The organism is Variovorax boronicumulans (assembly GCF_040544675.1).
Taxonomy (GTDB): domain Bacteria; phylum Pseudomonadota; class Gammaproteobacteria; order Burkholderiales; family Burkholderiaceae_C; genus Variovorax; species Variovorax boronicumulans_D.
This window is the reverse complement of sequence record NZ_JBEPKK010000030.1, coordinates 1-12,122: the sequence shown is the minus strand read 5'-3', so window position 1 is coordinate 12,122 and position 12,122 is coordinate 1. Positions and strand designations below refer to the sequence as shown.

General features: G+C 66.6%; 7 protein-coding genes and 1 pseudogene. 3 read left to right on the top strand and 5 right to left on the bottom strand.

All coding sequences use genetic code 11. The features are described from left to right. Positions 1 to 747, top strand: a 747-nt coding sequence (locus ABIC90_RS26970; RefSeq protein ID WP_354355297.1) for a substrate-binding domain-containing protein, incomplete at its 5' end; no start/stop codon positions are given. Between the two features lie 110 nt (positions 748 to 857). Further along, positions 858 to 1,104, top strand: a pseudogene (locus tag ABIC90_RS26965) (IS5/IS1182 family transposase); the annotation flags it as partial. Between the two features lie 189 nt (positions 1,105 to 1,293). Here ABIC90_RS26965 and ABIC90_RS26960 read toward each other — a convergent pair. Then, complete coding sequence (locus ABIC90_RS26960; protein WP_354359740.1) at positions 1,294 to 2,178, bottom strand: acyl-CoA desaturase; 885 nt, start codon at positions 2,176 to 2,178, stop codon at positions 1,294 to 1,296. A gap of 71 nt (positions 2,179 to 2,249) precedes the next feature. Between ABIC90_RS26960 and ABIC90_RS26955 the strand changes: the two genes are divergently transcribed. Further along, the gene (locus tag ABIC90_RS26955) at positions 2,250 to 2,384 is read left to right on the top strand and encodes a hypothetical protein (protein ID WP_354359738.1); all 135 of its coding nucleotides are present in this window, start codon (positions 2,250 to 2,252) and stop codon (positions 2,382 to 2,384) included. Positions 2,385 to 2,489: 105 nt separating this feature from the next. On the opposite strand, the gene ABIC90_RS26950 is transcribed toward ABIC90_RS26955, so the two are convergent. From ABIC90_RS26950 to ABIC90_RS26935, 4 genes are all read right to left on the bottom strand, one after another. Beyond that, positions 2,490 to 4,085, bottom strand: coding sequence for an MBL fold metallo-hydrolase (locus tag ABIC90_RS26950; protein ID WP_354359736.1), 1,596 nt, complete (start codon positions 4,083 to 4,085; stop codon positions 2,490 to 2,492). Between the two features lie 41 nt (positions 4,086 to 4,126). Then, on the bottom strand, positions 4,127 to 5,116 hold the full coding sequence (locus ABIC90_RS26945; protein WP_354359734.1) for a hypothetical protein: 990 nt from the start codon (positions 5,114 to 5,116) through the stop codon (positions 4,127 to 4,129). Continuing rightward, entirely contained in the window at positions 5,116 to 6,708 is a 1,593-nt protein-coding gene (locus tag ABIC90_RS26940) for an MBL fold metallo-hydrolase (protein ID WP_354359742.1), read from the bottom strand. The genes ABIC90_RS26945 and ABIC90_RS26940 overlap by 1 nt, the downstream gene beginning before the upstream one ends. Before the next feature lie 82 nt (positions 6,709 to 6,790). Then, positions 6,791 to 12,122: amino acid adenylation domain-containing protein (locus tag ABIC90_RS26935; RefSeq protein WP_354359732.1), on the bottom strand; the 5,332-nt coding region annotated here is incomplete at its 5' end.

Genomic DNA, 12,122 nt, shown 5'->3' with positions numbered 1-12,122 from the left:
GGCGGCTTCGACACGACGGAGCAGAAGGCCGCCTTCTCGGGCGCGGCCAAGTCCGGCATTCCGCTGGTGGGCTGGCACTCGGGCGAGCAGCCCGGGCCGAACGACAAGGCCGGCCTCTATGCCAACGTGACCACGGTGACCGACGACGTGTCCGATGTGGCTGCCTCGTGGGTGGTGGCCGATTCGGGCGGCAAGGCCGGCGTGGTGATCTTCACCGACTCGCAGTACGCCATTGCGCTCTACAAGGCCCGCGCGATGGAGGCGGTCATCAAGAAGTGCGGCGGCTGCACGGTGCTGAGCTTCGAGGACAGCCCGATCGCCGAAAGCTCCACCCGCATGCCGCAGCTCACCACGTCGCTGCTGCAGCGCTTCGGCGCCAAGTGGACGCACTCGCTGGCCATCAACGACCTTTACTTCGACTTCATGGGTCCCTCGCTCAGCGCGGCGGGCAAGAAGGGCGACGGGGCGCCCAAGGCGGTGTCGGCGGGCGACGGCTCGGAGGCCGCCTACCAGCGCATCCGCACGCAGCGCTACCAGGCCGGCACGGTGCCCGAGCCGCTGAACATGCAGGGCTGGCAGATCGTGGACGAACTCAACCGCGCCTTCGCCAAGGAGAAGTGGTCCGGCTACGTGCCCAAGGTGCACCTGGTGACCGCGGGCAACGTGGGCAAGGACGGCGGGCCGAAGAACGTGTTCGATCCGGACAACGGGTATCGCACGCAATACAAGGCGGTGTGGGGCAAGTGAGGGCCGAAAGATCTGGCAACCCCGTCGGGGCCGCCAGATTGTGGAAGAACACAAAGCCCTCGCCGCCTTCGGCGGCTTTGTGTTTTGGGCTTTGTGTTCTGAATCGCGGAATGCCCAAGAGGCCTTTGTCCGCAGAACAAGAACTCGAGATGGTGACGCTCGAGATGCTCGTTCCCCAGGAACAACTGCTGCGCAAGAGCGAAGCGGTGGTCGCTTTCCAGTTCATGCGCGCCAAGGTTGCGCACCTGTACGGGGACGACAACGGCACCCCCGGCGCTCGACCCTGCGGTGATGTTCAAGATGCTGCGGACCGGCCAGCTGTCCGGAGTGCGCAACTATCGTCAGCGAACGAGAGATCGCGGTGTCTGCCATCAGGCATCAACGAGAAGACGACTACCGCCGAAAGTGAGTTCGACGGACGATCGCTATGGGTTCGGTCGCGCGGGTCTCTCGGCGGAGCTTCGCGGCACTGAAGCCGAGCGAATCGATTCCCGATGAGACGACGATCTTGAACGTTCGCCACATGCTCGAAGAGGCGCGAACCGGCTAGCTGCCAATGCGGCGTGCGTCGATCTCCGACTTGTCGGGCATTCGAAGATCCCAGGCAACACCTGCTTTCTCAAGCGCCTTGATAGTCCAGAAGCCTGGGTCCAGGCGGAACCACTTCAACCCAAAACTCGGCGAGTTCGCAAACCGGTGATGATTGTTATGCCAGGACTCACCCAAGGTCACAAGCCCGAGCACGCCGATATTGCGGCTCGAATCCTTCGTGTGATAGTCGCGGCGCCCCAAGACGTGCAGGAGCGAGTTGATGGACCAGATGATGTGCTCAAGAACGAAGATCCGCAGCACGCCGCCCCAATACAGACCCGAGATGGCGCCGTTCAAGTCCCCACGATACAAGTAGCCGGCCACGGCAGGAAGCATCAGCCCTGACAGGACTATCTTGTAATAGTGCCGATCGACCATGCTCACATGGTTATTGCGCAAGAGATCGGGTGCGTACCGCAGCACGTTTGGAAACGGGTGCTTCCTCATCCATAGAAAATGAGAGTGCAGCAGGCCGCGCAGCCGGTTGACGATGCCATGTCCGTGGGTGTTCGGGGAATGCAAATCTTCCTCGGTATCGCTGCGCTCGTGATGCAACCGATGGATAGCCACCCATGATGTGACGCCCCCCTGCGCCGCCATCGAACCGAGCACGGCCAATAGGGTCTGAACCGGTGCTGAAGTTTGGAATGATCTATGGGTGAAAAGCCGGTGATACCCCACCGTTATCCCCAATCCCGTCACGATCCAAAGCCCGAAGAAAAGCAAAAGTTCAAAGGGGCCGTGGTAGAGGCTTTCCCAGTACAACGGAGTAGCCAGGACCGCGATCAACGGAGCCACGCCAAACAGGATGAAGTGCCTTCGCTGGAGTTTCTGGATCAAGGGTGTCTGGAACGTTAGCTGAGCATGTGCCACGGAAACTCCAAACCGCATCTAGAAGGAATTGAAAAGACTTGCACCTGCTCATGGGCACGCGCATCGAAAATGTTGATCAGCTTTTGCCCCAACCACTTCTTGCCATGACGTCCATGTGGTTCCGCGACTGGATTTTTATGCTTGAACTCGTTTCAAGGCTTGCCTGGCAGTGACAGGCGAAAAAATGCTGCCTCACTCTTGCCGCAGAGCCTTCTCGGGCTGAAGTCGGAAAGCGCGCCGCGCTGGAGCGCATCACTTCGTCATCGCGGGCCTGTTCTTCAGCGGGCCGGAAGGACGATTTCCTTGCAGCCGTAGAGGCGCTCGCCATCGATGCCCCGACTGCGGCAGTGCGCCAAAAAGTCGTCGGATTCGCTGATGCCAAGGTGCCCACCGCTCTGGTCGATCGCGAGGACGTGGTTGAGCCAAGGCTCCTGTCCCATGGCGTAGACGTATGCCTGTGCCGCCGGCCAGGCTTCAATCAGTGCTTTCGCCTCGGCGGCGTTGGAGCCGCGGTCGCGGCGAGACTGATCGGCCTTGTGGTTGGGCTTGCGCATGAGAAGGTGGCCGTAGCCCCAGCTCATGGGCGAGCCCTCGCACTCCATGCCGAGGAACAGCAGGTCGACCGGGCCCAGTTCGGCGGCAATGTGCCTGTACATCATCGGGTCCAGGCTGCAGGAATCGGCCAGGCAGGCCACTGAGCGGCCATGCAGCTGAACGTGATAACCGCTCTTGCCCTGGATGTCGAGGTCGCTGTGTTCGCCGACGAAGGGCACTGCGGTAAGGGCACCGCCGCCGGGCAGTGAGATGGAATCGAGTTCGCGCATCTCGACGACGTTGGCGAAGCCCAGCTCCTGCAGCATCAGTTTCAGCGACGGGTCCTGCAGCCGGCGGCCTGCGCAGTGCGGCACGACGACCGTGCCGGTGCGGTGCCGCAGGCGCAGCAGCACTTCAGGCCGGATATGGTCGCTGTGGCCGTGCGTGATGACCAGGTAGTCGATGCGCTGCGGGAGGTCTTCGAAGGTGTAGCGCGGCAGGTCCGTGGGGTATTCGTACGAGACGAACGGGTCGGTCAGGATGCTTGTTTCGGGTGACTCGATGAGCACGCACGCGTGGCCGAAGTAGCGCACGCGCACGCCTTGCGACGGGGGCGCATGCCGGCGCAGCGGAGGAACGTCTGTGAAAAGGTCGCGCCAGGCAGGGGTGCGCGCGGCGTCGAGGCCCAGGCGCTCGCCCATCTCATCGATGTCCACGGGCGTGTGCTCTGCGGCGAACAGCGCGTCGAGCCGCGCGTCGTTCCAGGGCAACGCGAGCATGGCGCGTCGGCCGTCGTCGAGCACCGGCGTGCTGCGCTCGTAAGGTAGCCAGTCGCGCTCGACGAGGTCGACAGCGAAGTGCTGGAGTGCGCGGCCGCAGTAGCGGCTGCGATAGAGCATGCCCTCGAACAGCCGCATGCCAGGATGGTCGTCCAGGTCGTAGACCAGTTCGACATAGCCCCGCAGCGGTGCGGGAATCTGGCTGTACAGCGGTTCGAGGGATTCACCCTTGGCGTGGCGGCGCAGCAGGTCGTCGAGTGCGGCGATCGCGCCGGCCAGGGCGAGCATCTCGCCTTGCACCTTTCGCGTCCGGTTCAGCAGATCGCGGATCTCGTCGACGCGCGGCGTCGGGTAGTTCATCCATGGGCCGCCCATCAGCGCAGGCGTGCTTGCCGCGTCCGCGTGCTGCTGGGGCGCGCGCAAATAGGACTCCATGATCGGGAGGTGGTTGCGCGCGATGATCAGGGCCGCCTGCGCCGGCGGCAGCAGCATGTCCCACAGGATCCAGTGGTTGAGCAGCGGTCGCGCGACTGCGTTCGGGCGCAGATAGAGTTTTGTCACAGGGCGGCGAGTGGAAGGAGCATGGAGCGGCGCCGTTGCACTCAGGCGAATGCGGCGACGACCTGGCGCGAGCCGGATTGCGGGGTCCAGTTGCTCGTGGAATGCGCCCAGGTCAGGTTGTTGAAGAGCAGCAGCTCACCGGCGAGAAGCCTGTGCGTGATGCGGGCCCTGAACAACTGGTCGAAACGCACGCCCGAGCGCCAGACGTGTCTGGCGTGGGCGCCGTCGAGCGCAGCGATGTCGGCTCCGCCCGGCGGTTGCCTCAGAAGGCCTGTGCCCTGCAGCAGCCGCATGAATTCGGCCGCGCAGTCGAAGTCCATCGTGGCCACGTTGTCCCACAGCACGCGCACGTCACGGTCGAGCAGTCGCGAGCGCACCGGCCGCACGGGCGCGAGTACGTTGTAGAGCCGGATGCCCGGCAGCGGTGCCGGCAGCTCTTCGAGGATCTCCGAGCCCGGGGCGAGAACGTCGCCCGGCAGGCTGACGCCGTGAACGATCTTCAGCATCGCCGCGTCACGCCGCCCAAGTTGGCGGCCGCAAAGGTCGACCTTGGTGGTGACTTCGCGCAGACGGCTCCAGGCCGGACTCGCGGTGTCGGTGTTGAAAAGGAAGTTGTCGCCGCCGTCTGTCGTGTTGTGGTGGCAGTAGAGGGAGCCGAGCTGGATGTCCGCGTTCGGCGTGCCTTCGGAGTGTGGCGGAATGAAGTGGTAGTCGTCGCGCCGGTTGACGGTCATGAAGTAGCGCCCGACGGAGGTGCGATGCCCATGCAGGGACGCGTAACCGGCTTGCACTTTGAGGCGCTCCAGGAGTCCGAGCGCCATGGTGGCGTCAGCCAGGACGAGGTCGGCATGGGCCTGGTCGGAAATGCCCTGCACCAGCACGACCTCGTCGCGGCGCAGCGCAGCGACGAGATCGGCCGGATCGCGCACGGCAGCCGCGGGAAGTGCGCACAGGCGAGCGCGGTCCTCGGGCACCGGCGCCCATCCTTCGGGTGCGTCGGGCGCTCGCATGCCAAGGACATCTTTCGGCATCAAAGATGCAGCTCCTTCTTGCCGTACAGCAGCTCGGCGTGGAAGCCGCCGTCGCGGGCCGCCGCCTCGAGTCCGCGGGCTGCCTGGAACTGCGGCAGATCCTCGGAGTACACGATGCTGGTGATATGGCTGATCCAGGGCTCGGCACCCATTGCGTAGATGTAGAGCATCTCGGGCTCGAAGTACGCGCGCAGCTGCAGCGCCTTGTCGAGGTCGCAGCCGTCGAGCCGGCGCGACTGGTCTTCGCCGCGCGTGAGCATCTTCTGCAGCAGCGCACCGTAGAGCCACGTTGCGGGTGCGCCTACGCATTCCATGCCCAGGAAGAGGCAGTGCACCTTGGGGAACATGCGGCGCAGCCATTCGTACTGTTCGACGCAGGGCGGATTCGAGTCGGCGAACATGATGAACACCTTGCCCCCGAGCTCGACGGCATGCACGACCTTGGACCGGACATCCAGGTCAGCGTGCTCGCCAAAGAACGGCGCGCCAACGATGCGACCGTGCGGCAAGGAGATTTCGTCGAAATCCGCGAGTTCGACGACGGACGGAAAGCCGAGGCGGGTGAAGAACATCTTCAGCGAAATGTCCTGCAGAGCGCCTCCCCCGGAGCGCCCGACGACGACGTGGCGTACGCGGTGGCGTATGCGCAGCAGCGACTCCATGACGATGTGGTCCTGGTGCGGATGCGTGATCAGCACATAGTCGATCTGCGGCGGGAGATCGTCGAACGTGTAGTGGTCAATGCTGCACTCGCCCGGATAGCTGAGCAGGGGATCGATGAGGATGCTGGTGCCGTAGCCTTCGATCAGCACGCAGGCGTGGCCGAAATAGCGCACGCGCACTTCCTCGGCCGGGGGCGCACTGTGCTCGGGTCGTGGCTGGTCGGTGAGCAGCGCGCGCAGCGCCGCGACGTCGTCGGACGAGCCGTCGACAACGTGCGGGCGCAGCATTTCGACCAGGTCGGTGCCAGAGCCGACGCCGGCGCAAAGATGGTCCCACAGCGGGTCCTGGAACGGCACGGCGATCTGTACCGAGCCCGGCGTGCGCCGAATCTGCGGTGTGCTGAGCGCAAAGGGCCGCGCTTGCATGCTCACTGGTTCGAGCAGGCAGGTCTGCAGCGACGTGTCGTACGCCGGGCTCTCATAGAACAGGCGTTCGATGAAGCGCGCCCCCGGCTGCTTGGAGACGTCATAGGAGATCTCGAGCATATGCCGGATGGACTCGTCGATCTGGCCGTAGAGCGCCCCTAGGCCTTGTCCGCGCGCTTGCGTCTGCAGCAGTTCGTACAGCGCGTTGATGGCGTCGGCGTAGCGCAGTTGCACCGCGCAGCGTTGACGCGTCTCGTCGCGGAAGCGGCGGATATCCGCGGCGTCGCCGTCGTAGTCAATGAACGGGCCGCCGCGCAGATCGGGCACGCGGACCGAGGAGCGGTGCAGCTCCGGATCTTCGACAAAAGAGTCGAGCATCGACAGATGCGAATGCTTCGTGAAGAGCCCGAATGTGAGCGGAGACAGCAAGTAGGGGTGCGCGAACCACCCGTTGACCCGCGGCAGCAACCGCACGCGGTCGGAAAGTCGAGTGGACGTTTGCATCATGACAAGGACGAGGCAGTGCAGAGTTGGAGTACTGGCGGCCAGTATGACCGCGGGGTCGACGGCATCTTGCTTGCATGGGTCAGGCCTTTGTACATGCGCGCCACCAGGCCATCAGCGCCTGCACATGCGGTCGCTGCAGCACCGTCATGTGGTTGCCGGGCCCGTGCCATGTGTGAAGGTCTGGCGCCAGGTGCTCCCAGCCCTGCCGGCACTGCAGGAACTGCGCTTCATTGGCGTCGCGGTCGAGCCGCGTGTCGTCGACGAGCGCCAGGTGGACGGGACCGGTGTACGTGAGATCGGGCCGGTAGGCGGTGCGGCACGCGGTGGCAAAAGTGGCAAGCGATCCGCGCAGCGCCTCCGCGCGCGAGCGCGGGGGCATGAGGTCGAGCTGCACGAACAGGCGGTGCAGGGCGTCGAGCAGTTCGGCGAAGTTCAACCGATCCAGCGCCGCAAGGTCGAGCGGCATCGCGCGTGGTGCTTGCATCGCCACGACTTCCAGAAAGCGCTCCAGGATCTCCGCGCGCGACAGGTCGACCGCTTCGGGTTCGCGGTCCGGCGCGCTGCTGTCGACGATGGTCACCGACGCGGCCGGCGTTCCAGCAACGGCCAGCCGCTGGGCCATCTCGAACACGGCCCAACCGCCGAACGAGTGCCCGAGCAGGTGCACCTGGCGGCGCGGCCCTGTGCTGGCGCGCAGCGCCTCCAGATAGCGCTGCGCCGCCAGTTCGACGCTGCCGAAGGCCGGCGCGGCTCCGTCGATCCCGCGCGGCTGCATCGCCATGACCTCCACACCCTCTCCGAGGGCGGCAGCGAGCTCGAGGAAGCTCGTGACGGTGGCGCCGGCGCCGGGCACACAAACGACAAGCGGCGCTTCGGCATTGCCGCGATGCAGAGGGAATGCCAGCGTCGGTTCGGCCTGCGCAGCTGCACGCGGCGCGGCCAGCGCCGTGTGCAGCGTCTGTGCCAGCGCCCCCAGGTGGCGTGGCGTGAACAGCGTGGCATGCGCCACCGGCATCGGGTGGATCACGATGCGGTCCTGAGGCATGGCCCGTTCCCAGCCCAGCGTGCCGAGCGGAACGGCGCTTTCCGTCGATTCCAGCAGGTGCAGGCACTGCGGCAGGGGTTGCGCAACGTAGAGCCGCCTCAACCCGTCGAAATGCACAATGCGCGCGTACGCCGACAGTCGCTCGGGAAGTGACATGTGGATCTGCGCGCCGATGCGCTGCAGGGCGGGCAGTGCGGCGACTCGTTCGTGCAACAGCGTCACCGAGCCGCATGTCTGGAGGGCGTCGACGGTCGCGATGGCTTCTTCGAGGTCCGCTGCCAGCTCGGCGTAGCGTTCCGCGCCGTGCATTCGGCGCAAATCAATAGCCAGCAGATCGGCAGTCAGCGTGGCGCGCATCGCCTCGTCGAGCGGCGGATTCTCGGTGTAGTCGGCATCGATGAGCCCGACGAACTCCACGCCCTCGTCCAGCTGCGCGAGGTGCTGTGCGATGGCATAGGCCAGCGTTGCGCCGGCACTCACGCCAAGCAGGCGGTAGGGGCCCTCGGGACGTACCGACTTCATCAGCGCGACGGCGTGCGCGGCAAGCGCCTCCATCGACGCGGGCAGCTGTTGGGGCCACGGCAGACCGTAGATGGGCACGTTGGCGTCGACATGGGCGGCCATCGTGTAGGCGTAGGCCACGTTGCCCAAGCCCGACGGGACGATGAACAACGGCGCTGCCGCGCCCTGCGGCCGCACGGCGACCGCGTAGCTGCCGTAAGGGCGGCCGGTTGCGCCGCTCAGGCAGTCGGCGAGCAACTGCGGCGTGGGATTGGTGTAGAGATCCTGCAGAGTCATGTCGAATCCGCGCGCTCGCACACGGCTCACCAGTCGCACACCGAGCAGTGAATGCCCTCCGCTCTCGAAGAAGTTGTCGTTGCGCCCGACGCGGCGCAGGTCGAGCAGATCGGCCCAGATGTCCGCGAGCAGCGTCTCGATCTCTCCGCTCGGCAGCTCGTGTCGCGCCTGGGCGGCGGTGCCGCCATGACTTGCGAGCAGGGAACGGGTGTCGAGCTTGCCGTTGGGCGTGAGCGGCAGGGCGTCTATCGGCACGAAGATCGCGGGCACCATGTGCTCGGGAAGCCGGAGTGCCAAGTGGGCGCGCACAGCGGCCGGTTCAGGCACCGCGGCGCCCGGCTGCACAACCATGAATGCAAGGAGCGTTTGGTCGCTGGCCTCGCGTGCCGAGGCGAGGACGGCCGCCTCGCGCACGCCCGGCACGGTGCACAGCGCCGCCTCGATCTCGCCCGGTTCGATTCGGAAACCGCGCAGCTTCAGTTGGCGGTCCACACGGCCGAGGAAGTCCACCGAGCCGTCCTCGCGCCAGCGGCCGGAGTCGCCGCTGCGGTACATGCGCGCACCCGCCACGCCCGAGTAAGGATCCGGGATGAAGCGTTCGGCGGTGAGGTCGGGGCGGCCCAGATAGCCCAGCGCGACGCCGGCGCCGCTGATGTGGATCTCGCCTGACGCACCCACCGGCACCGGCCGACCGCGCGCGTCCAGCACGTGGATGCGCATGTTGTCCATCGGCCTGCCGATGGGCACGGAGTCGCCGCTGCCCGGGGCGCCTTGCTGTATCGAGGTGCACACCGTTGCCTCGGTCGGGCCGTAGGCGTTGAAGAGGCGGCGTCCCGCGGCCCAGCGTCGGGCCAGCGCCGCTGGCAGCGCCTCGCCAGCGCAGATCAGCGACTGCACGCACGCGAGTTCCGCTTCATCCAGCGCGGCGAGTACCGCGGGCGGCAGCGTGACGTGCGTGATGCCGGCCGACTCGATGGCCTCGACAAGGGCATCGCCGGCCAGCGCACCCTGGCTCGCCGGCAGGTGCAGTTCAGCGCCGCTGGACAGGGCCATCGCGATCTCCGAGATGCAGGCATCGAAGCTGAACGACGCGAACTGCAGCACGCGACTCTGAGGCGTCACGCAGAAGCTCGCGATCTGTGCCTGAGCGAGGTTGCACAGTCCCCTGTGTGTGGCGAGGACGCCTTTGGGCGTTCCCGTCGACCCGGAGGTGTAGATCACGTAGGCCGGATGTCCGGCCTCAAGCCCGATGTCGCGCGGCGCGATGTCTTCTGTTGGCAGGCCCGACCACAGCGCTTCGCCGGCGTCGAGCAGGCAGATCGGCAGCGCCTCGGGTACAGGTAGCCGAGGCGCGCAGGCGGCCTCGGCAAGCAGCGCGACCGGCGTCGAATCGGCGAGCATGAACCCTAGCCTTTCCGGCGGATACGCCGGGTCCAGAGGCACGTACGCGCCGCCCGCCTTCAACGTGCCCAGGACGGCCACGAGGAGCGGCACGCCGCGCTGCGCGCAGATCGCTACGCGCCGGTGCGGGCCGACGCCCAGCGTGCGCAGATGGTGCGCCAGCTGGTTGGCGCGTCGGTTCAATTCTTCATAACTCAGGCGCTGCGCGCCGCAGACGAGGGCAACCGCCTGTGGGGTGGCCGCTGCCTGGGCTTCGAACAGCTCGTGCAGGCAGCGCTGTTGCGCAAACGGCCGCTCGGTCGCGTTCCAGGCCTGGCACGCGCTGCGCTCGGACTCCGGCACGATGTCGAGGTCGCGCAGCGGCGTGTGCGGCGCATGCTCCAGGGCGTCGGCCAACACTTCGAGTGCGCGCTTCATCAGCGCGCCAACTCGTTGCGGCGCCACCGGCGCGGTGGTCTGGACGCTGAGGGAGAGTTGGTCGCCGAAGTCCTCGACCGACAAGCCGATGGGATAGTTCGTGCGCTCTTCACCGCCGATATCCTCGATGCCGTCGAGCGAGCGGTCGGCGTGCAACGTCTCCATCGTGCCGCGCATGAAGGACTCGTCGGTAGCCGGCGATGACGTCTGGTGGCGGTAGTTCAGCAGCGAGGTGAACAGCGGCGCCGGTGCCGGTACCGCGCTTGCGCGCTGCGCCAGCACCAGCGATGCATGTTCATGGCGCAGCAGCATCGAAAGCTGCCGGTGCACTCCCAGCAGGGCCTCGGCGACCGGTGTCCCGTCGACGCGCACGCGCATCGGCAGGGTGTTGATCAGCATGCCGATCGTTCGCCCGGCTCCCTTGGCCGGGTGCATGCGGCCGAACAGCACGGTTCCGAAGACGGCATCGCCGCTGCGGCTGGTGCGTGCCACGACCTGCGCCCACGCGAGATGGCACAGCGTGGCGACGGTGACGCCGTGACCGCGCGCCAGCAGACGCAGCCGCGTCGAAAGGTTGTCGTCGAGCGGTTGTTGAGCCTCCGCGGTGGCGCTCCCGTCGCCCTGCGCATCGAGCAGGTCGAAGGGGGCGCACGGCTCGCTGACGTCGCCGAGCACTTCGCGGAAGTAGCGTGTCTGCTCCTCCGCAGAGTTGCCCAGGCGCACCTCGGCCATGAGATTGCGGAACGGCTGCACGGGGGGGAGGGCCTGCTGGCGGCCGGCGAGTTGCGCCTGGACCTCCAGTTGCAGCAGCTCGATCGAAGAGTGGTCGCCGATGAGGTGGTGCCAGAGCACGCGAAACCACCAGCGGCCGGTCGAAGGATCGCGCGCGACGACGACGTGGAGCAGCGGCGCCTGCGCGAGCTTCATGCGCCAGCTGCGCGGGGCGTAGCGAAGAGCGAGTTGTTCGTGGGCCGGGCCTGCGGCCGGATCGAGCTCGATCTCGGACACCGGCAGCTGAGCGTGGCGCCACACCACCTGGACCGGCTCCTCCAGGCCGTCCCACACGACCGCGGAGCGCAGGATGTCATGGCGGTCGATCGTCGCCTGCAGCGCCGCCAGGTAGCGGTCGACCTGCGAACGGTCAGCCATGACCATCTGGTACGAAATTGCATACGGATCCGTCTGCGCATCGAGCAGATGGTGGAAGAGGATGCCCTCCTGCAACGGGGACAGCGCGTAGATGTCCTGCACCCCGGCGACCCCGCCGGGAACGCCGGCAACAATGCGGTCGATGCTGTCCTGCGACAGCGTGGCCAGCGGAACCATCTCGGGCGTGATGACGGTGGTCTGCGGCGTAATGAGGTTCGGCGGCACCGCCACCCCGGCCGTGACCGCACCCTCCTCGATCAGCATGGCGGCCAGCGCGGCCAGCGTGGGCGCCTCGAACAACGCACGCACTTCAGCGGGCAGGCCCTCGGCGCTCATGCGCTCCAGCAACGTGATGGCGAGCAGCGAATGGCCGCCGAGTTCGAAGAAATCGTCCTGGCGACCTACGCGCGGCACGCCCAGCAGTTCCGACCACAGCCGGGCCAGTGTCTGCTCCACCGGGCCGATGGGCGGCTCGAACTCGCGCGTGGCGTAGGCCGCATCGCCCAGCGCGGGCAGCGCACGGCGGTCCAGCTTGCCGTTGGGCGTGAGCGGCAGCGCTTCCAGATGCACGTAGGCGGCCGGCACCATGTACTCGGGCAGC